Here is a 24,566-nt window from a genome sequence, read left to right as displayed (position 1 = left end):
CGTCACGAACAAGGGAAATCCCATGCACTCCGCCATCCGCCGCAACCTTCTGGCCGCCACGGCCCTCGCTGCCCTGGGCGTCGGCACGGGCGCCCAGGCGCAGAACGAAACCATCCGGCTCGTCGTCGGCTACGCGGCCGGTGGCCCGGTGGACCAGACGGCGCGCATCCTGTCCCCGCTGCTGGCCAAGGAACTGGGCGCCACGGTGGTGGTGGACAACAAGGGCGGGGCGGGCGGCACGCTGGCCGGCGGCGAAGTGGCGCGCGCCCGGCCCGACGGCACCACGCTGTGGCTGGCTGCCAGCCCCACCGTCACCATCAGCCCGAACGTGATGCGCACGATGCAGTTCGATCCGGCCAGGGACCTGGTGGCCGTGGCGCCCGTCCTGAGCTACTACAACGTGCTCGTCGCCCATCCGGGCCAGCCCTACCGGAACGTCCAGGAGCTGGTCGCCCATGCCAAGGCCCATCCGGGCAGCCTGAGCTATGGCTCCTCGGGCGTGGGTTCGTCCAATCACCTGGGCGTGCTGCTGTTCGCCAAGCGCGCGGGCATCGAGCTGAACCACATTCCCTACAAGGGCAACGCGCCCGCCGTGGCCGACCTGATGGGCGGGCAGATCAGCATGATGATGGACATCGTGAGCACGGCGATGCCCCACATCCAGTCGGGCAAGGTGCGACCCATCGCCCTCATGGCGCCGCAGCGCAATCCCTCGCTGCCCGATGTGCCCACCTTTGCCGAGGCAGGACTGAAGGGGCTGGACATCGGCGGCTGGTACGGCGTCTACGCGCCCAAGGCCGTGCCTGCCGCGCAGGTGGAGCGGTTCAACAAGGCATTCGGCGCCGTGCTGGCGCAGCCCGGGGTGCAGGCCCGCCTGAAGGAGCTGGGCTACGAGCCGTGGAGCGGCCAGCCGGCCGTGCTGGCCGAGCGCGCGGCCAAGGAGCGTGCCACCTGGGCGACCGTGACCCAGGGCATCCAGGTGGATTGAAGCGATGGCTGAACGCATTCACGAGCTGCTGGACCGCTGGCTGGCCGAGGCGCCCGGGCGGCCCTTCATCCACCTGCCGGACCGTGCCCTGAGCTATGCCGACCTGGGCGCCATGGCCGATGCGCTGGCGCAGGAGTTGCGCGAAAGCGGCGTGCGCCGTGGCGACCGCGTGCTGGTCGTGGCCGAGAACTGCCCAGAGCACGCGGCGCTGCTGGTCGCCTGCAGCCGGGTGGGCGCGTGGTCCTGCGGCGTCAATGCGCGCATGGCGCCGGGCGAGGTCGATGCCTTCGCGGCCAAGGCCGATGCACGGGTGCTGTACTTCACGGCCGGCGTGTCGTCCGCCGCGGCCGCGCATGCCGCGCGCCTGGGTGCGCAGCCCTCGCGCGTCGATGGGCTGGTGCGCAGCGCCGTGCGCGCCGACGCGGTGGTGGAGCCCGAACCGCTGGCGAGCGACGTGGCGGCCATCATCTTCACCTCCGGCACCACGGGCGCGGCCAAGGGCGTGATGATGACCCACCGCGGCGTGCTGCACTTCGCGCGCGTGTCGGCCGAATCGCGCGCGCTCGGGCCGGGCGACAAGGTCTATGCCTATGCGCCCATGACGCACATCTTCGGCCTGGGCACGGTGCTGCTGGCCTCGCTGTACGCGGGCGCGTCGCTGGAGATGCGCCCGCAGTTCGACCCGGCCGAGCTGTTCGAGGCGCTCGCGCAGCGGGGCGTGAGCCAGGTGCAGGGTCCACCCGCGCTGTTCGCGCGCCTGCTGCAGTACTGTGCCGAGCGGGGCATCGACCAGCCCGTCGCGCCTTGCCTGCGCTACCTGTACGCGGGGGCCGGTCCGCTGGACATGGCACTGAAGCAGAAGGTCGAGGCGCTGTTCGGCCAGGCGCTGCACCACGGCTACGGCCTGTCGGAGTACGCGGGCTCGCTGCACGCGACGCGCCTGGGCGAGCGGCGGGAGGACACCAGCTCGGGCTACGCCTTCCCTGGCGCGGAGCTGCGCATCGTCGATCCGGCCACGGGCTGCGAGAAGCCCACCGGCGAGCGTGGCGAGATCTGGCTGCGCGGCGTGGGCCTGATGCCCGGCTACTTCCGCGACCCAGCGGCCACGGCCGAGGTGATGCGCGAAGGCGGCTGGTACGCCAGCGGCGATCTCGGCGAACTGCACGCCGACGGTGCGCTGTTCGTCGTGGGCCGGATCAAGGAGATGATCATCCGCTCGGGCTTCAACGTCTATCCGGGCGAGGTGGAGCAGGCGCTCAACCGCTTCCCGGGCATCCTGCGCTCGGCCGTCGTCGGCCAGAAGGAAGCCGACGGCAACGAGGCGGTGGTCGCCTTCGTCGTGCTGGACCGCACCACCGACCCGCCCGACGAGGCGGTGCTGCGCCGGTACCTGCGCGATCAGCTCGCGCCCTACAAGCGGCCCGCGCGCGTCATCCCCATCGACGAGCTGCCGATGAGCGCCAATGGCAAGCTCATGCGGCGGCAGTTGCTGGAGCGGCTGTAGCCGTCCCGTAGCCGAGTTCAGGGGGCGACGGTGAACTGCCCGTTCTTCACCGTGAGCACCAGCGCGCCATAGTGGGGGTGGCGGTCGGCATGGGTCCAGGTCCCGCTGGCCACCGGGACGGGCACGTTTTTGAGCCGCATGTAGGCGTCGCGCACTTTCTCGTGCGTGGGGTCGGGGCCGGCCTCCTCCAGCGTGGCCAGCATCACCTTGGCGAGCGAGTAGCCCATGGCGGCGTAGCTGTCCGGCTCGATCTTGTAGCGGGCCCGGTAGGCCGCGTCGAACGTCTTGTTCAAGGGCCGGTCCATGCCGGGCACGTACTCCGACACGGCGATGACGCCCTCGGCCGCCGGGCCGGCGACGCCGATGAACTTGGGCGAGGCGATGGCCAGCGAGCCGAGGATGCGCACCTTCTCGGGCAGGCCCGCCTGGCGCAGTTGCTTGACGATGTTGCCGGACTGCTCGGCGTAGCTGGTCAGGTACACCGCGTCGATGTCCATGGCCTTGAGCTTGGTGACGAGCGGCAGGAAGTTGGAGTCGCTGCTGACCACGGCTTCTTCGGCCACCACCGTGCCGCCGCCTGCCTTGAAGGCGTCGCGGAAGATGTTCTTGAACTCGATCAGGGCGTCGTTGGAGCGGTCGAACACCAGGGCCACCTTGCGCGCGGGCGTCTTTTCGAGCACGTACTTGGCGAGGATGGGGCCATCGACATCGGTGCCCTGGCGGAACTTCAGCGACCAGGGGCCGGCCTTGAGGATGTTGTCCGAGCCGCCGAGGCCCAGGAAGGGCACGCGCTTGTCGTTGAACAGCGGCGCCACGGCCAGGGAATCGGCCGTGGTGGTGGGGCCGAGCACCAGCAGCGCGCGGTCGCGGTTGATGGCCTGGTTGGCGAGGTTGATGGCCTGGCCCTTGTCGCTGCCATTGTCGCGCTCGATCAGGGCGATCCTGTTGCCGTGGATGCCGCCCTTGGCGTTGGCCTCGTCGACGGCCATGCGGATCGCTTGCTGGAAGATGGTGCCGGCGAATGCGACGGGGCCGGTCATGGCCTGGATCGAGACGATGGGCAGGTCGGCGGCCTGGGCGGCGGGGGCGATCGCCGTGGCCCAGGCCAGCAGGGCGCCTGCCGCGAGCTTGCGCCGGGAATGGGGGGCGCGTCGTGTCATGGTTGTCTCCTGGTTGGTTGGAAAGGAAAGCGAGGCGGCTCAGCGCCGCGCGTCCTGTAGCACCATGTCGGCGGCCTTCTCGCCGATCATGATGGCGGCCGCGTTGGTGGCGCCCGAGATGGGCGAAGGCATGACGGAGGCGTCGGCCACGCGCAGCCCGGTCAGGCCGCGCACGCGCAGCCGCGCATCGACCACGGCCATCGGGTCGCTGTCCGGCCCCATGCGCGCCGTGCCGTTGTGGTGGTAGACGGTGCCGCCGCGCTGGCGCGAGAAGGCCAGGATCTCGTCGTCGCTGCGCACGTCGTTGCCGGGGAAGACCTCATCGACGTAGTAGGGCGCGAAGGGGCGCGACTGCAGCACGGCGCGCGCCATCTTCACCACGGCCACCATGGCGCGCTGGTCGGACTCGTCGCTCAGGTAGTTGGGCTGCACCTCGGGCAGTTCGTCGATGTTCGCCGAGCGCGCCCGTACCCAGCCGCGGCTGTCGGGGCGCTGTTTGTGGCCGCCCAGCGTCATGCCCGGGTAGTGGTCGAGCAGGCCGGGCAGGCCCTCCTGGTAGCTGCCGGGCGTGAACGAGACTTGCAGGTCGGGCCGGGGCAGGCTGGCTTCGGAGCGGAAGAAGAAGCGCATCGGCACCGGCCCCATGGCGAGGATGCTGGGCCGGCCGACGAAGTACTTGGCGATTTCCCAGGCCAGCGGCAGGCCGCGCCCGCGCTCGTTGATGGTGGGCACGTCCTTGACCTTCACGGCGACGCGCAGGTTGAAGTGATCGACCAGGTTGGCGCCCACGCCGGGCAGGTGGGCCAGGGCCTGCACGCCGATGGATTGCAGGTGCTCCGCATCGCCGATGCCCGAGATCTGCAGCAGGCGCGGGGTGTTGAGCGCGCCCCCGCAGACGATGACCTCGCGCCCGGCGCGCACCTCGCGCTCGGGCGCGTCGGGGCCGCCGGCGCGGTAGCGCACGCCCACGGCGCGGCGGCCTTCGAGCAGCACGCGCGTGGCCGGGCTGTCGGTGCGCAGGTCGACGCGGCCCATCTTGAGCGCGGGATGCAGGTAGGCGCGCGCGGCGCTGCGGCGCTGCGGCAGCAGGCCGCGCGTGTCGATGATGAACTGCCAGGGGCCGACGCCGTCCTGCACCTCGGCGTTGGAGTCGGCGACGTGGGGATAGCCCAGGCTCTTGACCGCCTCGACGAACAGGTCGCACAGCGGGCCGGGTGTGATGGGATCGGTCACGATCATCGGGCCGCTCCTGCCGCGGTAGCGCTCGTCGGCGGGGCCGATGCGGGTTTCCGCCTTCTTGAAATAGGGCAGCACCTCCTCGTAGCTCCAGCCGGGGTTGCCGAGGGCGGCCCAGCCGTCGAAGTCGGCGCTCTGGCCCCGGTTGTGGACCATGCCGTTGATCGAGCCGGAGCCGCCCACCACGCGGCCCTGGGTCAGCTCGATGGTGCGCCCGTCGGTGCCCGGGATCGGGCCGCTGCGGAAGCGCCAGACCAGGCGGTCGTTGAACAGGTTCTTGATGTAGCCGGCCGGAATCCGGATGAAGGGGTTGGAGTCGGGCGGCCCCGCCTCCAGCACGCAGACCGTGTGGCCCGCCTCGGCCAGACGGCCGGCCAGCGCGCTGCCCGCGCTGCCCGCGCCGACGATCACGTAGTCGAAGGTGTCGCGCATGGTTCAGGCATCCAGGTTGAAGTTGATGGTCTTGAGTTCGGTGAACGCCTCGACCGTGGCCCAGCCGCCCTCGCGGCCCACGCCCGAGCGCTTGACGCCGCCGAAGGGCGCGTTGGGCGTGCTGGCGAAGCCGTTGACGCCGATGGAGCCACTGCGGATGGCGCGCGCGACGCGGAAGGCGCGGGTCACGTCGGTGGTGTAGACGCAGCCCGCGAGGCCGTAGTCGCTGTCGTTGGCGATGCGGATGGCCTCTTCCTCGGTCTCGAAGGGAATCACCGACAGCACGGGGCCGAAGATCTCTTCCTGCGCGATGGTCATGTCGTTGCGCACGTTGGCGAAGAGGGCCGGCTCCACCCAGTTGCCGCTGGCGAACTCGCCCCCGGGTGCCGTGCCGCCGGCCAGCAGCGTGGCGCCTTGCTGCTTGCCGCTCTCCACGTAGCCCAGCACGCGCGCCTGCTGGCGGCGCGACACCATGGGCGCGGAGGTGGTGGCGGGGTCGAACGGATCGCCGAAGCGCACCTTGTGCAGCTGCTCCTGCGCGTGGTGCAGGAACTCGTCCATGATGGAGCGGTGCACCAGCGCGCGCGTGGGCGTGGAGCAGACCTGGCCCGACAGGAAGGTGGAGCACAGCCCCATCAGCGCGTGGGCCGTGGCCTGCACGCTGCGCGTGTCGGGGAAGACCAGGGCCGCGCTCTTGCCGCCCAGCTCCAGCGACAGCCGCTTCATCGTCGGCGCGCTGGCCACCATGATCCGCTCGCCCGCCACGGGGCTGCCCGTGAACGTGATCTTGTCCACGTCCGGATGGGACGTCAGGGCCGCGCCCGTCTCGGCGCCACCGGTGACGAAGTTGAACACGCCGGGCGGCAGGTCGCTCTCGGCGACGATTTCCGCGAGCCTGCGCACGGCCAGGTTGGTCAGCTCCGACGGCTTGACGACCACCGTGCAGCCGCAGGCCAGCGCGGGCGCGACCTTCATCGCGAACGTCATCACCGGGCCGTTGTAGGGCAGGATGGCGGCGACCACGCCCACCGGGTCGCGGAAGGTCATGTACTGCATGTTCGACGCGCCGGAGTACTGCGGGAAGGTCTCGCCATTGAGCTTGTCGATCCAGCCCAGGAAATGGTCGAAGATGTCCGCCGCCGCCTTGGCGGACACGCGCGTGTTGCGGCTGAAGGTGTAGGGGATGCCGTTGTCCAGCGTCTGGAGCTTGGCGATGGCTTCCTCTTCGGCGTGGATGCGCTCGACGATGGGTTGCAGCAGGCGCTTGCGGTCCTGGGCGCGCATGCGCGGCCAGGGGCCTTCGTCGAAGGCCTGGCGCGCCGCCGCCACGGCTTCACGGACGCCGCGCTCGCCGGCTTCGGGGAAGCTCGTCAGGACCTGGTTGTTGCTGGGGTGGATCTGGTCGAAGCGCGGGCCGCTCCAGTCCAGCCACCGGCCGCCAATGAACAGGCGTCCGGGGCGCGGCCCCAGTGCATGCAGCACGCTCGCTACCGTATCGGTCATGGCTCGTCTCCTTGAACTGTTGGGCGGCCATTACATTCCCTACGCCGCCAGCGATGAAGACCGATGTGCTTATTGGCACGATAAGGAACGCTTATGCAAAGGCATAGATTCGAACGCAAGGGCGGGACGGGGCGCATCGACCTGAACCTGCTGCCCACGCTCCAGGCCATCCTCGAAGAGGGCAACCTGTCCAGGGCTGCGGTGGCGCTGGGGGTCAGCCAGCCCGCCATCAGCCAGAGCCTGAGCAAGCTGCGCGAACACTTCGGCGACGAGCTGTTCGTGCGCAGCGGCAAGGTGCTGCTGCCCACGCCGCGCGCGCTGGCGCTGCAGCCGATGGTGGCCCGCCTGCTGCGCGAGGCGGAGATGCTGTCACGCCCGCCGCAGGGGTTCGACCCGCGCACGGCCGACGTGGAGTTCATCGTCTGCCTGTCCGAGTTCGTGGAGTTCATGATGCTGCCGCAGCTGGCCGCCGAGTTCGCGCGGCACGCTCCCCAGTGCCGCATCCGCGGCATGCGCGTGCAGCACTCGCAGTTGCAGGCCCTGCTGGAGCAGGGCGACGTGGACCTGGTCATCGGCGCCGTCGCGGGAGCGGCGCCCTCGCTGCGCCAGCAGCGGCTGGCCGAGCACCGGCTGGTCTGCGTGGTCTCGGCCCAGGGGCAGTGGGCACGCCGGGCGCCCACCCTGCAGGACTACACCGAGGGCCGGCACGTGGCCGTGCACCGCACGGCGGACAACGTGGACATCATCTCGGAGCGCCTGACCCTCAAGGGCATCCGGCGCAACACAGTGGTCTCCGTCTCCAGCGACTTCGTGGCGGCCAGGACGGTGGCGCAGACCGATGCGCTATGCACCCTGCCGCTGTCCAGCGGTCAGCCGTTGACCAAGCTGTTCCCGCTGCGCCTGCACCCGCTGCCCTTCGACGCCGGGGTGTTCACGGCCCGCATGATCTGGCACGAGCGTTTCCAGAGCGACGCCAGCCACATCTGGCTGCGCAAGCTGGTGGAGAAGGCGTACAAGGGTTGGGTGCAGGAGGCGCAGGCCTAGGCATAGGCCGCCTGCATCGGGCAGGGGCGCCGGAGCTGCCGGCTCATGCCACCGATCGCCTGGAGGTGATGCCGCCGTCCACCGTGACGATGGTGCCGCTGGTATAGCTCGAGCGCGGCGAGGCCAGGTAGACGAACAAGTCGGCCACTTCCTCCACGGTGGCGGTGCGGCCCAGCGGGTAGGCCGCCAGCAGCTCGCCCGCGCGCGCCTCGTCGCCCAGCAGGCGGGCGGCGTGGTTGCGCATCACCTTGGCGATGCGCTCGGTGGCCACCGGGCCGGGGTTGACGCCGACCACGCGGATGCCGTCCTCCAGGCTGCGGCCGCCCAGCGCGCAGGTGAAGGCCATCAGCGCGGCGTTGCCGGTGGAGCCGGCGATGTAGTTGAAGTCGGGGTTCTGGCCGCCGTTGCCGATGTTGTTGAGGATCACGCCGCCGCCCCGTTCCTTCATGCGCAGATACATGGCGCGCGTGAGGTCGATGTAGCCGAAGACCTTCAGCTCCCAGCCGCGCCGCCAGGCCTGCGCGTCGACGTCCCACAGGTTGCCGCCCGGGATCGCACCGGCGTTGTTCACCAGCACGTCGACGTCGTTCGCGAAGGCGACGATCCGCTCGATCGCGCCGGGCTGCGTCATGTCCAGCGCCAGCACGTCCACCTGCACGCCATGCGCGGCGCGCAGGCCGGCGGCCAGGGCCTCCAGCTTGTCGCCCGAGCGCGCCACCAGCGCCAGGTGGCAGCCCTCGCGCGCAAAGGCTTTCGCCAGCCCTTCGCCGATGCCTTGCGATGCGCCGGTGACCAGTACGCGCCGACCGGCAAGCTTCATGTCCATCATGTTTCTCCCTCGCACTCTGCGTTGCACCGGCGCGGCTTCATGCGCCAACGTGCCGGGCCAGCATCGTTCCGGGCTTTGGCGCGGGTGTCAATGCGGGGCTGCGGAAAGCTGGCGACGCTGCGCTGGGTCGCCGTCGAGCCCGTGCCGCATTCGTACCATCCGCTGGCACGCTTCCCGCTGCAGCGAGTGGGGCCGGCGCCCGGGCCCTGGGGCCGCCGCGACGTTCTGAAGTACGGAACGCCTGGCTGCGGCCCATTGCCTGCGCGGGGGCGCATGCGGACCATGCGTCCGAACGTCCAGGAGACCTGCCCATGATCCACCGTCGCCATTTCACGCTGGCCGCTGCCGCCGGCATCCTGCCCCTGTGGGCGCAGGCCAGCACCTATCCCTCGCAGCCCGTGCGCGCCGTCGTCAGCAACGCGGCAGGCACCGGCACCGACATCACGGCCCGCTTCATGGCCGGCCAGCTGGCCAAGCGCTGGGGCGTGCCGGTGTTTGTGGAGAACAAGGCCGGCGCGGGCGGCGCGCTGGGCACCGACTATGTGGCCAAGGCCCCGCCGGACGGCACCAACATCCTGTTTTCCACCGGCGCGCACTTCGGCCTGCCGGTGCTCTACGACAAGCTGAGCTTCGACGCCAAGGCCGACTTCACGCCCGTGGCCTCGTTCGCGCAGGCGCCCATCGTGCTGTTCGTGCCGGCCGATTCGCCGTTCAAGACGGTGAAGGACGTGGTCGATGCCGCGAAGAAGGCGCCGGACAGCCTGAGCTACGCCTCGCCGGGTGCCGGCACCTCCTCGCACCTGGCTGCGGTGATGATGGCCCACCAGGCGGGCATCCTCATGCAGCACGTCCCCTACAAGTCGGCTTCGCAGGCGGCGCTGGAGGTGGCTTCCGGCCAGGCCCAGCTGGGCTTCAACGGCACGGGCGCGACACTGCCGCTGCTGCAGGCCGGCAAGATCCGCATGCTGGCCATCAGCAGCCTGAAGCGCTCGCCCTCGCTGCCGCAGGTGCCGACGCTGGACGAGTCCGGCCTGAAGGGCTACGAGTTCGTCACCTCCATCCTGGCCCTGGTCCGCGCGGGCACGCCGGCAGCCATCGTGGACACCATCGGCGCCGCGCTGACGGCTGCCGCGGGCCAGCCCGAGTTCCGCGAGCTGTGCAAGGCCCAGGGGCTGGACGTGGTGATCCAGGGCCCGGCGGAGCTGAAGGTTTCCGCGCCCAAGGAGTTCGACAAGTGGAAGCAACTGGTGGAGCTGGCCGGGCTGAAGCCCGGAGGCTGATACCGCGGAGCGCTGGCCCGGCGCTTGCCAGGCCGGCCAGGCGCGCTGCATTGGCCATGCACGCTGCCGACCGCATTGCGATGCAAGGTGCAGGGCGGACCTCGTCTGCGGCGACGGGATCTCGCCCTGCGCACCGGCCTCACGCCTTCTTGCGAACAGGCTCCGTCATCGGTTCGAAGTAGCAGGCATAGCGCGCCGCGGCCAGCGTCGGGCTGATGACCATGTCGGGCGTGTTGTAGCGCTCCTGGATGCCGTTGGTGACCACGTCCGGGCTCGCTGCATCGCATTCGTACAAGGCCAGGTAGTTCCACGGCTGCGGGCCGGAGCCGCGCTGCTGGTCGGTGCGCTTGTAGCGCTGGGCACTCACCACGCCGGGCACGCGCAGCACGTCCTGCAGGTGCTGCTCGGTGTACCAGCGGTTGAACTCGGCTTCGTCTTCGGGCGAGGTGGGGTTGGTGAGCACGACATAGGTGAACTTCATGGTGTATCTCCTTGCGGGTTGCGGTGGTTGAGGAAAAGGGAAGGGGGCTTACTTGGCCTCGGCGTCCAGCCAGGCCACCAGGCGGCGGATGCCTTCCTCGATGGAAACCTGCGGTTCCCAGCCGATCAGTTCCTTGGCGCGCTGGCGGCTGAAGTCCTGGCGCGGCACGCGCGGCAGGCGCAGCTTGGCGGGGTCGTCGAAGTACTCGGGCTCCAGGTCGGAGCCGCAGGCGCGGATGATGGTCTCCACCAGGCGCCTGAGCGACACGTCCACGCCGGCGCAGATGTTCATGCTCTGGCCGCTGGCGGCGGATTCCATGGCGAGCAGGTTGGCGCGCGCCACGTCGCCGATGTAGACGTAGTCCTGTACCTGCTCGCCCGTGCCTTCGATGCGCGGGCGCTGGCCCGCGCGCACGCGTTCCCAGGCTTCGATCATGCGCGTGGCGTCGAGCGCGCGGCGGTGCAGGCGCTCGCCGTACAGCGCCGAATAGCGCAGCGCCAGGAAGTCGAGTCCGTACTTCTGGTGGTACATGCGGCCCAGGCCCTCGCCCATGATCTTGGAGGCGCAGTACAGGATGACGGCCGGCGCCATGCCTTCCCAGCGCAGCGGCGAGGCTTCGGTGTTAGGCTCGTCGCCCGCCGCGCCATAGACGCCGACCGAGGAGCTGAACACCACCTTCTTCACGCCCTTGTGCCGTGCCGCCTCCAGCACGTTCTGCACGCCGCGCACGTTCACGTCCACGCCGGCCCAGGGGTCGGCCGCCATGGGGGCGCCCAGGAATCCGGCCACCGAGAAGATGCCGTCCGCACCCTCGAACACCCCTAGCAGTTCATGCAGGCGCGTCATGTCGGCGCGGACGAAGGCGCAGCGGCTGTCGGCCAGCAGGGCCGCGATGGTGTCGGGTGTGCCGAGCGAGAGGTTGTCGGCCAGCACGACTTCGCGTGCGCCGGCTGCCAGCAGTTGCTCGCCGATGTGCGAGCCCAGCAGGCTCGCGCCGCCGACGACGACGTACTTTCCGTTGGATAGCTGGGGCATGGTGTCTCCTTTCAGTGGTCAGGCAATGGATCGCGCCGCGAGGTGGTCCTCGCGGATCGCGGGCTGGATGTCGCGCGCGGACGGCGCGTCGCCGACGAGGTGCGGTCGCGGTACGTACCCGCGCCAGGCCTCGCAGATCTCGCTCCGTGGCGCCGGTAGCCGACCGGCACCACGGTGCCTGCGGGCGTGACTTCCGCGGCGCGCAGGCCGGCGGCCGGGGCCTCCAGCTTGTCGCCCGAGCGCGCCACCAGTGCCAGGTGGCGGCCTGCGCGGGCACAGGCTTGCGCCAGCCCCTCGCCGATGCCTTGCGATGCAGCGGTGATCGGTACGCGCCGGCCTGCGGGCCGGCGTGTCCGTCGTGGTCTCCTTGTCGATGCGCAGGGCACGGAAGGAGGGCACCCGCGCTGCTCCTGACACGGGACCGGGGCAGTCGCCCGTGCCACGTGCTGAAAGGCGCGGTTCGGCCAATTGGCGTCCTGCGCTCCATCGACGGCCATGGCAACCGCTACACCGTGTCCGAGAGAGAAAGTCATGTCGATGGAAAAATGACGATTGCTGGTGCCCGTGCACCGGTCGGGGCGATCCGGACCGGCGTACGCAGGGACGCGGGGGCGGCGGCACGGCCATCTGCCGGATCCGTCGGCCCTGGTTGAGCGCGGCGGCAGGCAATGAACGAGCTGATCGTCAACTCGCCGCATGGTCAGGCTCCCTGCCGCGGCCCGAGCGCCGGTGGGCGGTGACCTTCGTGGATCCGCAGGATCGTGACCAGGATCGCGCCGGCAAGAGCGAGCGTCATGAATGCCAGCAGTCCTGCCTTGGCAGCGAGGAACAGCGCGCCAATCTGCGGGCCGAGAAGGCCGCCAAAGCGGGCCACACCCACGCAGAATCCGATTGCGGACCCACGGCTCGATACCGGGTAGTGCGAGGCGATGATTCCATACATCAAAGCGGTCGAGCCGGTGATGCTGAATCCGGCGAAGAAAGCGGCGATGAAGATCGCGGCAGCCCCGAGTTCCCGCCCGAACGCCAACACGATCAACGACATCGATGCGAGGAGGAAGTACGGAATGATGGTGCGAGTCCCGCTACCTTGATCCGCGATGCGCGACCCCAGGTAGGTGCCGACGACGGCGCCGAATGACATGCATAGGAGGGCCCAGGTACCCTGCATGCCGACGAATCCCATTTCCGCGGTCATCGCAGGCAGCCAGGTGTTCGGCCCGTAGGTCAGCACCTGCTGGCAGAAAACGACGAGTGTGAAGATGATGGTCGCGACGATGTACTTGCGCGAGAGGACCATCTTGTAGCCGCCGGCTCCAGCGTCGTCCGAGAGCTTCTTCTCCGCGTACACGTCATCGGGGTTCACTCCCCACTCGTGAACGATTCTGAGCGCCTCTTCTTCACGCCCTTTGGCCATCAGGAATCCGGGTGATTCCGGCAGCCTGAAGATCATGATGGGGACAATGAGGAGGAACAGCGCCGCAAAGCCATAGACCACGCGCCAGTTTCCCAGCGGCACGCCAGCCGCGGCCGCGACCGCCAGCTCACTGGCCTTGGGGAGAACACTCAGCGCGATGATGGTCACGACAATGCTGCCGAAGGGGTAGCCGAGCAGGGCGATTCCGTTGTATGACTGACGGCGCTCCCGTGGCGCGAACTCTGCCACGAGCGAGATCACGGACGGCATCACCGATCCGAGAAAGATTCCCGAAGCGATCCGCAGCGCCCCGAACATGCTCAGGGAGGTGGCCAAGGCACAGGCACCGTTGAGCAGCGAAAACATGAGAAGACCGCTGATGATGGGAATCCGGCGGCCGATCCTGTCCGCGACCGGCCCGGAGATGATGAAGCCCACCATCATGGCGGCAAGCGTCGCACTATGGATGTTGGCGAGTGCCTGCCTGTTCGTGCCGAACTGGTGCATGAGTGACGGTAGCGTGGCACCGTAGATCGTCAGGTCGAAACCGTCGCCGAGCATCGTGAGGAAGCAAAGACCCAGGATGAACCCGGGTGTCCCCTTCTTTTTGATTTGAGATTTCATGGACGGGTTATCCCTTCTCATGGAAGAAATGGCAACTCAGGTGCGGGAGGCCCATTTCGATGACGCCGCATCGATGGGGAAGGCATCGCATCACGCCATGCATGATGCTGCGAGGTGGGAAGCGTCCAAGAAAGCACCCGAAAGTATGTTTGAGTGAAGTGCTCGAATATGTCGATGGGGTGCGGATGGGATCCATCTCAGCCCGCCATGTAGCCGCCGTCGACCACGAACTCGCTGCCAGTGGCATACGACGAGCGGTCGGACAGCAGCCAGCAGGCCATCTGCGCGATGTCGTCGGGCGAGGCGAGTCGACGTGCCGGAATCCGGGCCAGCAATGCGTCGCCGAGCTGGCGCTGAGCTTCCTTCATGAGGTTGGTGTCGGTGTACCCCGGGCAAAGCACGTTCGCCCGTATGCCCGATGACGCGTATTCGATCGCTGCGGTCTTGGTCAAGCCGACTACGCCATGCTTGGACGCCGCGTAGCCCGCTGTGGACTTGAACCCGGTGAGCCCCGCGAGCGAAGCCGTGTTCACGATGGACCCGCCGCCCTGCTGTTCCATCTGCGCCAGCTGAGCTCGCATGCACAGCCATACGCCCTTGAGGTTGACCGCGACCGCCAGGTCGAAAGCGGCTTCATCCCACTCTCCGACGCGGCGACCTTGTTGTCCGATCTGTCCCCCGGACACGCCTGCGTTGTTGAAGGCGCCGTCGAGGCGGCCATATGCGGCGACCGCGGCTTTGACGACGGCGTTGACCTCGTCACCCTTGGTCAGATCCGCGGCCACCGCCAGCACCGAGCCGCCGGCAGCCCGCACGGCCGCTGCTGTTGCCTCGACCGCCTCCTTGTTGACATCGGTGAGCACCACGCTGGCGCCTTCCGCGGCAGCCAACGAGGCGGTGGCCGCGCCGATTCCTCCACCGGCGCCTGTGATCATGATGATCTTGCCGTCGAGCATAGGATTAACCATTCAGAACCATCCTTTCAAGGTATTCGCGGCTTCAGCCGCATTTCTCTCCGTCATTCCCGCGACAGCGGGGGGCAGGATTCAGGCATCGGAATTCACAGGTTGCCGGCGCGCGGCTGGTCAGGCAGCCAATTGGTCGAGCACGACGGCCTTGGACTCCAGGAAGGCCTCCAGCCCGCCCTCGCCACCCTCGCGGCCTATGCCGGACTGCTTGAATCCGCCGAAGCCGATGGAGAAGTCGTAGCGCGAGGCGTTGTGGCCCACGGTGCCCGAGCGCAGCTGGCGCGCCACCTGCATGGCGCGCTCGGCATCGTGCGTGAACACGGCCGCGTTCAGGCCGTAGATGGTGTCGTTGGCCATGTCGATGGCGTGCTGCTCGCTGTCGGCGGCGATGACCGAGAGCACCGGGCCGAAGAACTCGTTGCGGGCCGCGAAGGAGCGGTTGTCGACATGCGCCAGCACCGTGGGCTCGAAGAAAAAGCCGCGCCCCGGCTGTTGGGGCCTGGCCCCGCCGGTGGCCAGCTGCGCGCCGTCGGCCAGGCTCTTGGCCAGCAGTTGCTCCACGGTCTCGCGCTGGCGCGCCGTGGCCAGCGGCCCCATGGTGGTGGCGCCGTCCAGCGGATCGCCCAGCACCATGCCGCGCGCGGCCGCCACCAGCGCCTCCACCATCGCATCGTGCTTGGCGCGCGGCACGATGATGCGCGTCAGGCTGGCGCACACCTGCCCGGTCAGGTAGCTGAAGTACGGCGCGCCCAGCGCCTTGGCGGCCGTCTCGACGTCGTAGTCGTCCAGCACCACGGCCGGCGACTTGCCGCCCAGCTCCAGCGTGCAGCGCGCCACGCGCTCGGCCGCCACCGCGCCGATGCGCCGGCCCGCGGCGGTCGAGCCGGTGAAGGTGATCTTGTCCACGCCCGGATTGCGCACCAGCGCCTCGGACACGTCGCGGTCGGCCGTCAGCATGTTGACCACGCCCGGCGGCAGCCCCACCTCCTGGCAGATCTGCGCGAACAGATAGCCCGAGCAGGGCGCCTCGGGCGAGTTCTTGATGATCACCGTGCAGCCGGCCAGCAGCGCCGGCGCCACCTTGTAGGCGATCAGGCCGGCCGGCCCGTTCCACGGCACGATGGCCACCGCCACGCCCACCGGCTCCTGCACCCGGTAGCCGCGGTGGCCGGTGACGGAGGTGACCGGCTCGACGAACGGATAGGTCTGCGCCATCGCCGAGTAGCGGCGGAACGCCCCGCTCAGGTACTGGCCCACGCGCGGCTGGGCGATCTTGTAGAGCACGCCGGACTCCACGCTCCAGATGCGGGCGAAATCATCGTTGAGCGCCTCCACGCGCTCGGCGATCCGGTCCATGTAGACGGCGCGCTCGGCCGGCGTCATGCGCGGCCAGGGGCCGTGGTCGAAGGCCTGGCGGGCGGCCTGCACGGCGGCGGCCACGTCGGCCTCGCCGGCCTTGGCCACGTGCGCGACGACTTCCTCGGTGGCGCAGTTGAGCACGGCGAAGCTCTCGCCGGTGGAGGGCGCCACCCACTGGCCGCCGATGAAGAGGGATTCGGCGTGGGGGATGTTCAAAGCCGGTTTCGTGTTCGCCATGGTTCAGTCTCCTTGTGATTCAAATTCCATTGCGGCGGTCATGCCGCGACCAGGCGCCGTCATGCCGACGGCGGCTATCGGGCGGGGCTCTGCTGTTGCACCACCCGCTTCCATTTGTCGATCTCCTTGCGGTTCATCTCGATGAGCGCGTCGCCGGCCAGTGGCAGGGGCTCCAGCGCGTTGGCGTCCAGCATCTCGGAGAAGGCCGCGGTTCTGTGCGCCTCGGCGAGGATCTTCTGCATCGCGTGCACGATCTTGGGCGGAGTGTTCCGGGGGAAGTAGGCAGCGAACCAGGCTGTCACCTCGTAGTCCCCGACACCTTGCTCCTGCATCGTGGGTATCTCGGGCAGCATGCTCGGGCGCGTCGGGCTGGTGGTGGCCACGCCGCGCACGCGGCCAGACTGCCATTGCGCGCGCGACGAGCCGAGGTCGATGAAAAACAGGTCGGTCTCGCCGGCGGCCAGGGCCGTCATGGCGGCTGCGACCGTCTTGTACGGCACGTTCAGGGTCTTGACACGCGCGGTGGTCTCGAACAGCTCGCAGGCCAGCCGGGTCGTCGTGGAGGCGCTGCCGCACGTGTACTTGCCGGGACTGGCTTTGGCTGCGGCAACGAGTTCCCCGGCGGATCTGAAGGGGGTACTGGGCCCCAGGTTCATGATCAGGCTGCCCTTGGCAATGCCTGTCAGCGCAGCGAAGTCCGTCAGCGGGTCGTAGGGCAGCTTGGGCATCAGCACGGGGTTGATCGCGTGGCTGGAGCTGCTGGTCACCAGCATGGTGTAGCCGTCGGCCGGCGAGTTCATGAATGTCTGGATGCCCAGCACCAGTTCCGCGCCGGGCCTGTTGTCGACCACCACGTTCAGCCCCGCCACGTCGGCCATGGCCTTGGCCTGAGCACGCGCCAGCAGATCGACGATGCTGCCTGCGCCCGACGGCGTGATGATGCGGATGGGGCGGGCGCGGTCGGGGTACGCCGCCTGCGCCTGCGCCTGCGCCTGCGCCTGCGCCGGACCGCCCGGCACGGCCATCGCCAGCGCTCCGAGCGCACCCAGCAGGGTCCTTCGTGCACGGTGCATCTGCTTCATTTCGTCCGTCTCCTCTTCGGGGTGGTGTGCTTCGTCACGGTTCGGCGTCATGCATCCAGGTTGATGCTGATGGTCTTGAGCTCGGTGAAGGCCTCGATGGCGGGCCAGCCGCCCTCGCGGCCGATGCCCGAGCGCTTGACGCCGCCCATGGGCGCATTGGGCGTGCCCGAGTAGCCGTTGATGCCCACCGAGCCGCTGCGGATGGCGTGCGCGGCGCGGAATGCGCGCGTGATGTCGGTGGTGTAGACGGTGCCGGTCAGCCCGTACTCGCTGTCGTTGGCGATGCGGACGGCTTCCTCCTCGGCGGCGTAGATGCGCTCGACGATGGGCTGCAGGATGCGCTTGCGGTCCTGCGCGGGCATGCGTGGCCAGGGGCCTTCGTCGAAGGCCTTGCGGGCTGCGGCGACGGCGAGGTTGACGCCATGCTCGCCCGCTTCCTCGACCGTGGTCATTGCCCGGTTGTTGACCGGGTGGATCTGCTCGAAGCGCGCGCCGCCTCCATCCAGCCAACGGCCGTCGACCAGCAGTCGGCCGGGGCGAGGGCGCAGCCTGGCGTGGACATCCATCAAGGTTTCGGTCATGGGAAGGGTCCCGTTGAATGGGGGAAAGAAGGCGTCGGGGGAGGGCGGGGCGCGGTTCAGCGAGGAGTCGCGCGGATCATGTCGGCGGCCTTCTCGCCGATCATCACGGCCGGTGCGCTGGTGTTGCCGGAGGTGATGCGCGGCATGACCGAGGCATCGGCCACGCGCAGCCGATCGATGCCGCGCACGCGCAGGCTCGGATCCACCACGGCGCCCGCGTCCACGCCCATCCGGCAGGTGCCCACGGGGTGCCAGGCGGTGGCGCCCTGGTTCCTGATGTGTTCCAGCAAGTCTTCGTCGCTGGTCACGTGCGCGCCCGGCGACTGCTCGCCGGCCACCCGGGCGGCCATCGGCTCGGTGGCCAGGATCTGGCGCATGCGCCGCATGCCGACGAGGAAGCGCCGCCCGTCTTCGGGATCGTCCAGATAACGGGGATGGATGGCGACGGGCTGCAGCGGATCGGCGGATCGCAGGTGCAGGTGACCGCGCGAGCGCGGTTGCAGCAGGACCACGGCGGCACTGATGCCGGGGAAGGCATCGACCGTGACGATGCCCTTGGGGTTGAAGTTGAAGGTCATGGCGCGCGAGACCAGCTGCAGGTCGGGTTGTTCGAGCTCCGGGCTGCTCCTGACGTAGGCCGACAGCGGCGAGGCCCCCAGCGCCAGGTAGCCTCTGCCGGTCAGCAGGTAGCGCAGTCCATGCCAGTACTTGCGCAGTCCGTTCAGGTCCTGGTTGTACGAGCCGCCGCGCGTGGTGCGCAGGGTGAAGGTGCCGAACCAGTGGTCGTGCAGGTTGCGGCCCACCTCGGGCGCATCCACGCGTACCGCGATGCCGTGCTCGTGCAGGTGCGCCGCCGGGCCGATGCCCGACAGCATCAGCAGTTGCGGGGAGTTGATGACGCCACCGGAAAGAACCACCTCGCGCGCGGCGGCGATGGTGCGGCGCTGGCCGCGGTGCTGCACCTCGATACCGGTGGCCTGGCGTCCTTCGATGCACACCTTCAGCGTCTGGGTGTCGGTGAGCACGGTCAGGTTGGGGCGGCCGCGCACGGGGCGGATGAAGGCGTCGTAGGCGGTCTGGCGGCGGCCTTCGTGGATGTTGAACTGCTGGTAGCCCACGCCTTCGTACGGCGGGCCGTTCAGGTCGCCGTTGGGCGGAATGCCGGTGCGCACCGCCGCCGCGATGAAGGCCTCGCTGGAGGGGTGGCGCAGCACGGGATCGCTGACGCGCCAGGGGCCGCTGCCGCCGTGGTTGGCACTGGCGCCTCGTGCGTTCGATTCCGAGCGCTTGAAGTAGTCGAGCACGCTGTTCCAGCCCCAGCCCGTGTTGCCCAGGCTTTCCCAATGGTCGTAGTCCCTGGGGTGTCCGCGCATGTAGACCATGCCGTTGATGGCGCTGGAGCCGCCCAGCACCTTGCCGCGCGGCCAGTAGACCTTGCGACCGTTGAGCGTGGGCACCGGCTCGGTGAAGTAGTTCCAGTTGAAGCGCTGGTGCAGGAACAGCCGCGCCATCCCGGCGGGGGTGCGGATCCAGAAGTCGTCCGCCGGCGGGCCCGCCTCGACGAGCAGGACGCGGATCGACGGATCCTCGGACAGGCGGCCGGCCACGGCGCACCCCGACGAGCCGGCGCCGACCACGATGTAGTCATGGGTTTCGATGTTCGCCATGGCGGACCCTCTTGTCGAAAGCGTCGGACGGCGCGCGTTCCCGCGGGAGGGTGGGCGCGCAGATGTCAGCAGAGCACAGCCGGGACTCAGGGCGCGGCGACGAACCTGCCGTCCTTGACGGTGAGGACGATGGCGCCGTAGGCCGGGATGCGATCCTTGTGGTTCCACAGCCCGGAGCCGACGACGATGGGCACGTCGCGCAACTTGTGGAAGCCCTCGCGCACGGCCTCGCGCGTGGGGTCGGGGCCGGCGGCCTGGAGGGCGGCCAGCCCGACCTGGGCGAGCGAGTAGGCCGATGCGGCCCAGTTGTCCGGCTCCACGCCCCAGCGCGCCTTGAAGCCGGCCTCGAACGCCTTGTTCATCGGGCGGTCCATGCCGGCGACGTAGTCCGACACGGCGATGGCGCCTTCGGCACCCGCGCCCGCCATGCTCAGGAACTTCTGCGTCACCATGGCGATGGTGCCGATGTAGCGCACCTTCTCGGGCATGCCCGCCTGGCGCAGCTGCACGATGATGTTGGCCGCCTGCTCGCCGTAGGTGGAGATGTACACCGCATCCACGTCCAGGGCCTTGAGCTTGGTCGCCAGGGGCAGGAAGTTGGCGTCGCTGCCGACGACGGCCTCTTCGGCCACGACGGTGCCGCCGCCGGCCTTGAAGGGATCGCGGAAGAAGTTCTTGTACTCGATCAGCCCCTCGTTCGTGCGGTCGTACACGAAGGCCACCTTGCGGATGGAGGTCTTCTCCAGCGCGTACCGGGCCGACAGCGGGGCGATGGCCGAGGGCGCCTGCTGGAACTTCATCATCCACGGGCCGGGCTTGAGGACGGCATCGGAGGTGGCGAAGCTCAGGCTGGGCGTCTTCTTGTCGTTGAACACCGGGGCCACGGCCACGCCGTCGGTGGTGGTGGAAGGGCCCAGCACCAGCAGCGCGCGGTCGCGGTCGATGGCCTGGCTGACGAGGTGGATCGCCTGGCCCTTGTCGCTGCCGCTGTCGCGCTCGACCAGGTTGATCTTGCGGCCATGGATGCCGCCCCTGGCGTTGGCCTCCTCGACCGCCAGGCGGATGCCCCTCTGGTAGCCCACGCCCGCGAAGGCCACCGGGCCGGTCGAGGACTGGATCGATACCACGGGGAGGTCCTGCGCCTGGGCGGCTGTGGCCATGACGGCGGCCAGCACAGCGGATGCGATGACGCGGGCTGGCCTTCGGCAGGCCTGTTGAAGGCGTTGCATCGGCGTGTCTCCTGTTCTTGTCCGAAAAATGCCCGGCTGCGGCGATCCCCGTGCCGCATGCCGGAGCGAGGCGGCGCGCTACGCGGGGATGTGGGTCGTCAAGGCCATCAGCATCGCCACATCGCACTCCCGGTCCAGGTCCATGACCGCATGGACGATCGCCTCTGCCGTGGAATGGGACACCACGCCTTCGGCGTTGCGGTGGAACTTGGCAATCAGTTCCTCGGTGGAGAGCAGGTTGCCGGGGTCCGGCGACGGGCTGCCCCTGGGATAGAGCCGCTCGGCCACGAAGGTCTGGCCGCGCGCCCGCACCTCGACGCGCGAAGGGCGGGCCGATGCGTGGGACGAGAGCGCCTTGACGTAGTCCGGGTGCACCCGGTGCCGGACCTTCTTCATCAGGCCGAGCACCGACGGACTGAACACGTGCCTGGGGTCCTGCCAGTCGCGGCCCAGCGGCAGGCGATGGGCGCCGATGGCCATGCCGTGCGCGATGCTGAACTGGCCATCGTGCACGTGCTGGATGTCCTGCGTCAGCCAGGTGGGCTTCTCCACGAATCCTTCCACCAGCAAGTCGATGCTCTCGATCTCCTCCGGACGGATGTCGTTCTTCTCCACGATCTCGGTCAGGCAGTCCAGCGGACCATGGAGGATGCGGCAGTGGGGATAGAGCTTGTAGAGCTGTTCGGAGACGAAGCCCCAGGTCTTGCCGAGGTCCGTGGTGATCCGTTCCGGCGCCCAGCGCTGGGTGCCGATGAAGCGCGCATAGCCATGCTCCGCGTCGTCCAGCAGTTGCACGTCGCCGCGATGCCGCAGCAGTCCCATGTGCGCGGCCATCATGGCGGACTGCACCAGGGCGCTGGCCATGGTGTATTTGATGGTCGTGCTGGGCGAATGGTGGAAGAAGGCCATCATCGACTGCACGGGGGAGATGTAGCCCGCGATGCTCAGGGAGTCCGCCAGCACGTCGGCGGATTGCCGCTGCAGCATGCCGATCGCCGCCGTGGCGCCGAAGATGGTGCTGCTGAAGCCGAACACCTTCGGGGTGTCGAGCTGGCCGTTCTTCATGTCGCGCAGGTAGTCCATGGCCTTGCCGAAGCGCCACGACATCTCGTGCGCCACGGCCACCGCACAGATGAGGTCACGGCCGGATGCGTCCGAGGTTTCTCCGACGGCGAGCGCCCCGGGGAGCACGTAGGGCGTCACGTGGCCTGGCGGCACGACGGCGTCCATGTCCAGGGCATTGATCAGTTCGCCGTTGGCGATGGCCGCGCCCAGCACGGAAGCGCGGTGCGGCGTGCCCATGATGGCGGCGTTGCCCTGGCCGGCGACCAGGCGGCCGTACTCGATGCCGATGCGGCCCTTGGGGTGCTCCACCGCCGCGAAGGCGCAGCCGATGGAATCGAGCACCAGACGCTTGACCTCGTCCACCACCGCGGCGGGAAGATCCTCGAAGCGCGTGCCGGTGCTGAACGCGGCCAGCTGCTCAATAATCGTGCTCATCCTTGTCTCCGTGCTGGATGGCTGTGATCCGCAGCCACCGGGTTGCTCATTTGCTGTGATTACATGCGCGAGGCCGGTGCGAAGAAACATGGCCACGCTTATGAATGGAATAAGTGCCACTTATGTCCAGGTACGCCTCCGAGAGCGCCACCCGATGAGCCGCATCGACCTGCACCTGGTGGCGACGCTGCAGGCCGTGCTGAAGACCGGCAGCGTCTCCAGGGCCGCGCTGGCGCTGGGTGTCAGCCAGCCGGCCATCAGCCAGAACCTGCGCAAGCTGCGCGCGCACTTCGGCGACGATCTCTTCGTGCGCAGTGGCCAGGGACTGCAGCCGACCTCGCGGATGCTGGCGCTGCAGCCCATGGTGGAACAGCTGGTGCGCGACCTGAAGATGCTGTCCCGACCGCCAGGGGCCTTCGATCCCGAAGGCGCTGAGCAGGAGTTCGTCATCTGCATGTCCGAAGTCGCGGAGTTCGTGGTGCTGCCCCGCGTCGCCGCCGAACTCGCGCGGCACGCGCCCCGATGCCGCATCCACGGCGTGCGCGTACACCATGCCCAGCTGCTCTCCATGCTGGAACGGGGCGAGGTCGACCTGGCCGCCGGCAGCCTGGCAGGGGCGGCCCCTTCGCTGCGCCAGCAGCGGCTGGCCGGCCACCGGATGGTCTGCATGGTGTCGGCCCGGGGCCGCTGGGCCGGCGCGCCGCCATCGCTGCAGGACTACGTGGATGGCCGGCACGTCGCCGTGCAGCGCGTCGCCGACAGCTTCGATCCTGTGTCGGAGCGGCTGCGCCTGCACGGTATCCGGCGCAACGCGGTGATCATCGTTTCCAGCGATTTCGTCGCGGCGAGAACCGTGGTAGAGACCGACGCGCTGTGCACCGTCGCCCAGGCCGTGGGCCAGCGGATGGCCGCGCTGTTCCCGGTCCGGCTGCAGCCGCTGCCGTTCGACGCCGGCCTGTTCCCAGTCCGCATGATCTGGCATGAACGCCTGCAGCACGACGCCAGCCACATCTGGCTGCGCAGCATGGTGGAAGCGGCCTACCGCGACTGGGTGCAGGGCAGGCCGGCATCCCGGCCTGCGGCACCATGACGTGCTGGCTGGCCATCGGCCGCCCGAAGCGCCGGGCCCAGCCGTCGCAGGTATCGACGCCGGACGCATCCGGGCTCAGGGGCTGCGAATTCGCCATCGCCATCCTGATCCCGGTACTTGGGCGGCAGCGGCGATCGCCGTGCCGGCGCCCTGGCCGGAAAACGGCCGGTGAATGCTGCGGCCGTTGCACTGCCGAATTGGGAGATAAAGAGTCCATGCTTGTAGGCGATACGATTTGCGATCATGTCCATCTTTAGGCCGGGAAATTCAAGTCGGCTGGGCCGTATCGATGGCAGCTTGATCGCCACGCTCCAGGCGATTCTGGATACCGGCAGCGTATCCAAGGCCGCGTTGGCACTGGGCGTCAGCCAGCCGGCCATCAGCCAGAACCTGCGCAAGCTGCGCGAGCACTTCGGTGACGAACTGTTCGTGCGCGGCGGCAGTGGGCTGCAGCCGACACCGCGCATGCTGGAACTGCAGCCCGTGGTCCAGCGATTGCTGCGCGACTGGGAAATGCTGTCGCGTCCACCCGAGGACTTCGATCCGAAGCGCGCGAGCATGGAGTTCGTCGTCTGCATGTCGGAGTTCGCCGAGTTCGCGGTGCTGCCCCCAGTGGCCGCCGAGTTCGCGCGGCATGCGCCGCAGTGCCGCATTCGCGGCGTGCGCGCACATCACTCGCGATTGCTGGTGATGCTGGAGCAGGGGGAGGCCGATCTGGCCGTGGGCAGCCTCGTGGGCGCCGTCCCATCGCTGCGCCAGCAGAGGCTGGCAGACCACCAGGTGGTCTGCATGGTGTCCGCACAGGGCCGCTGGGCTACGACCGCGCCGGGACTGCAAGACTATGTCGACGGTCGCCACATCATCGTCCAGCGGGCCTCTGACAGCATGGATCCCATCTCGGAGCGCTTGCGGCACGCAGGCATTCAGCGCAATGCGGCCATCACCGTTTCCAGTGACTTCGTCGCGGCCCAGGCCGTGGCGGAGACCGATGCGATCTGCACCGTGACCAGGGCGGCGGGCCGGAAATTGGCGGCCCTGTTCCCCGTCAGGCTGCAGCCGCTTCCTTTCGATGCAGGAGTGTTCACGGCGCGCATGATCTGGCACGAGCGTTCGCAGCGCGATGCCAGCAATATCTGGCTGCGCAAACTGGTGGAAGCCGCGTACCACGCATGGGCCAAGGCGCCAGAGATCGTCCAATCGCCGAAGTCATGAGCCATCGATCTGCACACGGTGCCTGATGCAGGGTGGGCCGTTCGATGACGGGTGTCATCCAGTCGAATGGAAAAGCCGCTGGGGCAGCGGGAATGCTCCGCATGCTGG

Annotated in this window: 20 protein-coding genes; 6 read left to right on the top strand and 14 right to left on the bottom strand. The window is 68.9% G+C overall.

The genetic code is table 11. The features are described 5' to 3' along the window. Window positions 1-22: 22 nt before the first annotated feature. On the top strand, window positions 23-988 hold the full coding sequence (locus QM782_RS24695) for a Bug family tripartite tricarboxylate transporter substrate binding protein (RefSeq protein ID WP_415205507.1): 966 nt from the start codon (window positions 23-25) through the stop codon (window positions 986-988). Between the two features lie 4 nt (window positions 989-992). After that, entirely contained in the window at window positions 993-2,492 is a 1,500-nt protein-coding gene (locus QM782_RS24690; protein ID WP_415205506.1) for a class I adenylate-forming enzyme family protein, read from the top strand. A 17-nt stretch (window positions 2,493-2,509) separates the two neighbouring features. Here the strand turns inward: QM782_RS24690 and QM782_RS24685 are convergent, their stop codons facing one another. From QM782_RS24685 to QM782_RS24675, 3 genes are read right to left on the bottom strand one after another with little or no spacing between them, the layout of a single operon-like run. Beyond that, window positions 2,510-3,652, bottom strand: coding sequence for an ABC transporter substrate-binding protein (locus QM782_RS24685; protein WP_415205505.1), 1,143 nt, complete (start codon window positions 3,650-3,652; stop codon window positions 2,510-2,512). Window positions 3,653-3,691: 39 nt separating this feature from the next. Beyond that, window positions 3,692-5,320: a GMC family oxidoreductase gene (locus tag QM782_RS24680; RefSeq protein ID WP_415205504.1), complete on the bottom strand. Its 1,629-nt coding sequence runs from the start codon at window positions 5,318-5,320 to the stop codon at window positions 3,692-3,694. 3 nt (window positions 5,321-5,323) lie between these two features. Then, the gene (locus QM782_RS24675; protein WP_415205503.1) at window positions 5,324-6,823 is read right to left on the bottom strand and encodes an aldehyde dehydrogenase family protein; all 1,500 of its coding nucleotides are present in this window, start codon (window positions 6,821-6,823) and stop codon (window positions 5,324-5,326) included. Between the two features lie 93 nt (window positions 6,824-6,916). Here QM782_RS24675 and QM782_RS24670 point away from each other — a divergent pair, with 93 nt between their 5' ends. Next, window positions 6,917-7,867 (top strand): LysR family transcriptional regulator, encoded by a 951-nt coding sequence (locus QM782_RS24670; RefSeq protein ID WP_415205502.1) that lies wholly within the window; start codon window positions 6,917-6,919, stop codon window positions 7,865-7,867. Window positions 7,868-7,910: 43 nt separating this feature from the next. On the opposite strand, the gene QM782_RS24665 is transcribed toward QM782_RS24670, so the two are convergent. Beyond that, on the bottom strand, window positions 7,911-8,693 hold the full coding sequence (locus QM782_RS24665; protein ID WP_415205501.1) for an SDR family oxidoreductase: 783 nt from the start codon (window positions 8,691-8,693) through the stop codon (window positions 7,911-7,913). A 314-nt stretch (window positions 8,694-9,007) separates the two neighbouring features. Between QM782_RS24665 and QM782_RS24660 the strand changes: the two genes are divergently transcribed. Next, window positions 9,008-9,976 (top strand): Bug family tripartite tricarboxylate transporter substrate binding protein, encoded by a 969-nt coding sequence (locus tag QM782_RS24660; protein ID WP_415205500.1) that lies wholly within the window; start codon window positions 9,008-9,010, stop codon window positions 9,974-9,976. Window positions 9,977-10,115: 139 nt separating this feature from the next. Here the strand turns inward: QM782_RS24660 and QM782_RS24655 are convergent, their stop codons facing one another. The 10 genes from QM782_RS24655 to QM782_RS24610 form a co-directional block, all read right to left on the bottom strand. Then, window positions 10,116-10,457 (bottom strand): hypothetical protein, encoded by a 342-nt coding sequence (locus QM782_RS24655; protein ID WP_415205499.1) that lies wholly within the window; start codon window positions 10,455-10,457, stop codon window positions 10,116-10,118. 48 nt (window positions 10,458-10,505) lie between these two features. Next, complete coding sequence (locus QM782_RS24650) at window positions 10,506-11,492, bottom strand: NAD-dependent epimerase/dehydratase family protein (protein ID WP_415205498.1); 987 nt, start codon at window positions 11,490-11,492, stop codon at window positions 10,506-10,508. A gap of 700 nt (window positions 11,493-12,192) precedes the next feature. Continuing rightward, window positions 12,193-13,533, bottom strand: coding sequence for an MFS transporter (locus QM782_RS24645; RefSeq protein WP_415205497.1), 1,341 nt, complete (start codon window positions 13,531-13,533; stop codon window positions 12,193-12,195). Window positions 13,534-13,730: 197 nt separating this feature from the next. Continuing rightward, window positions 13,731-14,489 carry an SDR family NAD(P)-dependent oxidoreductase gene (locus tag QM782_RS24640; protein ID WP_415205496.1) on the bottom strand — a complete coding sequence of 253 codons (759 nt, stop codon included), beginning with the start codon at window positions 14,487-14,489 and terminating at the stop codon, window positions 13,731-13,733. A gap of 129 nt (window positions 14,490-14,618) precedes the next feature. Then, entirely contained in the window at window positions 14,619-16,097 is a 1,479-nt protein-coding gene (locus QM782_RS24635) for an aldehyde dehydrogenase (RefSeq protein WP_415205495.1), read from the bottom strand. Between the two features lie 74 nt (window positions 16,098-16,171). Then, entirely contained in the window at window positions 16,172-17,230 is a 1,059-nt protein-coding gene (locus QM782_RS24630) for a Bug family tripartite tricarboxylate transporter substrate binding protein (RefSeq protein WP_415205494.1), read from the bottom strand. Then, window positions 17,227-17,760, bottom strand: a complete 534-nt coding sequence (locus tag QM782_RS24625) for an aldehyde dehydrogenase family protein (RefSeq protein ID WP_415205493.1) — start codon at window positions 17,758-17,760, stop codon at window positions 17,227-17,229. Before QM782_RS24625 ends, QM782_RS24630 begins: the two co-directional genes overlap by 4 nt. Before the next feature lie 56 nt (window positions 17,761-17,816). Next, a complete protein-coding gene (locus QM782_RS24620) occupies window positions 17,817-19,427 on the bottom strand; it encodes a GMC family oxidoreductase (RefSeq protein WP_415205492.1) in 1,611 nt (536 codons plus the stop codon). Window positions 19,428-19,513: 86 nt separating this feature from the next. After that, the gene (locus QM782_RS24615; RefSeq protein ID WP_415205491.1) at window positions 19,514-20,587 is read right to left on the bottom strand and encodes an ABC transporter substrate-binding protein; all 1,074 of its coding nucleotides are present in this window, start codon (window positions 20,585-20,587) and stop codon (window positions 19,514-19,516) included. Window positions 20,588-20,734: 147 nt separating this feature from the next. Next, entirely contained in the window at window positions 20,735-22,156 is a 1,422-nt protein-coding gene (locus QM782_RS24610; RefSeq protein ID WP_415205490.1) for an MmgE/PrpD family protein, read from the bottom strand. A 154-nt stretch (window positions 22,157-22,310) separates the two neighbouring features. Between QM782_RS24610 and QM782_RS24605 the strand changes: the two genes are divergently transcribed. Then, window positions 22,311-23,246, top strand: a complete 936-nt coding sequence (locus QM782_RS24605; protein ID WP_415205489.1) for a LysR family transcriptional regulator — start codon at window positions 22,311-22,313, stop codon at window positions 23,244-23,246. A gap of 297 nt (window positions 23,247-23,543) precedes the next feature. After that, window positions 23,544-24,458, top strand: a complete 915-nt coding sequence (locus QM782_RS24600) for a LysR family transcriptional regulator (protein ID WP_415205488.1) — start codon at window positions 23,544-23,546, stop codon at window positions 24,456-24,458. Window positions 24,459-24,566: the final 108 nt, after the last annotated feature.

The sequence above is a fragment of the Pseudorhodoferax sp. genome (assembly GCF_047601025.1).
In the GTDB taxonomy this organism is placed as follows: Bacteria; Pseudomonadota; Gammaproteobacteria; order Burkholderiales; family Burkholderiaceae_C; genus Pseudorhodoferax.
This window is presented reverse-complemented; position numbering and strand designations above follow the sequence as displayed.

Bases quoted from the DNA above. Each gene is read 5' to 3' on its own strand.
- QM782_RS24685 (WP_415205505.1), bottom strand. From the start codon at position 3,652: ATGACACGACGCGCCCCCCATTCCCGGCGCAAGCTCGCGGCAGGCGCC.
- QM782_RS24610 (WP_415205490.1), bottom strand. From the start codon at position 22,156: ATGAGCACGATTATTGAGCAGCTGGCCGCGTTCAGCACCGGCACGCGC.
- QM782_RS24680 (WP_415205504.1), bottom strand. From the start codon at position 5,320: ATGCGCGACACCTTCGACTACGTGATCGTCGGCGCGGGCAGCGCGGGC.
- QM782_RS24645 (WP_415205497.1), bottom strand. From the start codon at position 13,533: ATGAAATCTCAAATCAAAAAGAAGGGGACACCCGGGTTCATCCTGGGT.
- QM782_RS24655 (WP_415205499.1), bottom strand. From the start codon at position 10,457: ATGAAGTTCACCTATGTCGTGCTCACCAACCCCACCTCGCCCGAAGAC.
- QM782_RS24695 (WP_415205507.1), top strand. From the start codon at position 23: ATGCACTCCGCCATCCGCCGCAACCTTCTGGCCGCCACGGCCCTCGCT.
- QM782_RS24690 (WP_415205506.1), top strand. From the start codon at position 993: ATGGCTGAACGCATTCACGAGCTGCTGGACCGCTGGCTGGCCGAGGCG.
- QM782_RS24650 (WP_415205498.1), bottom strand. From the start codon at position 11,492: ATGCCCCAGCTATCCAACGGAAAGTACGTCGTCGTCGGCGGCGCGAGC.
- QM782_RS24665 (WP_415205501.1), bottom strand. From the start codon at position 8,693: ATGGACATGAAGCTTGCCGGTCGGCGCGTACTGGTCACCGGCGCATCG.
- QM782_RS24635 (WP_415205495.1), bottom strand. From the start codon at position 16,097: ATGGCGAACACGAAACCGGCTTTGAACATCCCCCACGCCGAATCCCTC.
- QM782_RS24620 (WP_415205492.1), bottom strand. From the start codon at position 19,427: ATGGCGAACATCGAAACCCATGACTACATCGTGGTCGGCGCCGGCTCG.
- QM782_RS24660 (WP_415205500.1), top strand. From the start codon at position 9,008: ATGATCCACCGTCGCCATTTCACGCTGGCCGCTGCCGCCGGCATCCTG.
- QM782_RS24670 (WP_415205502.1), top strand. From the start codon at position 6,917: ATGCAAAGGCATAGATTCGAACGCAAGGGCGGGACGGGGCGCATCGAC.
- QM782_RS24605 (WP_415205489.1), top strand. From the start codon at position 22,311: ATGAGCCGCATCGACCTGCACCTGGTGGCGACGCTGCAGGCCGTGCTG.
- QM782_RS24625 (WP_415205493.1), bottom strand. From the start codon at position 17,760: ATGACCGAAACCTTGATGGATGTCCACGCCAGGCTGCGCCCTCGCCCC.
- QM782_RS24630 (WP_415205494.1), bottom strand. From the start codon at position 17,230: ATGACGCCGAACCGTGACGAAGCACACCACCCCGAAGAGGAGACGGAC.
- QM782_RS24640 (WP_415205496.1), bottom strand. From the start codon at position 14,489: ATGCTCGACGGCAAGATCATCATGATCACAGGCGCCGGTGGAGGAATC.
- QM782_RS24675 (WP_415205503.1), bottom strand. From the start codon at position 6,823: ATGACCGATACGGTAGCGAGCGTGCTGCATGCACTGGGGCCGCGCCCC.
- QM782_RS24615 (WP_415205491.1), bottom strand. From the start codon at position 20,587: ATGGCCACAGCCGCCCAGGCGCAGGACCTCCCCGTGGTATCGATCCAG.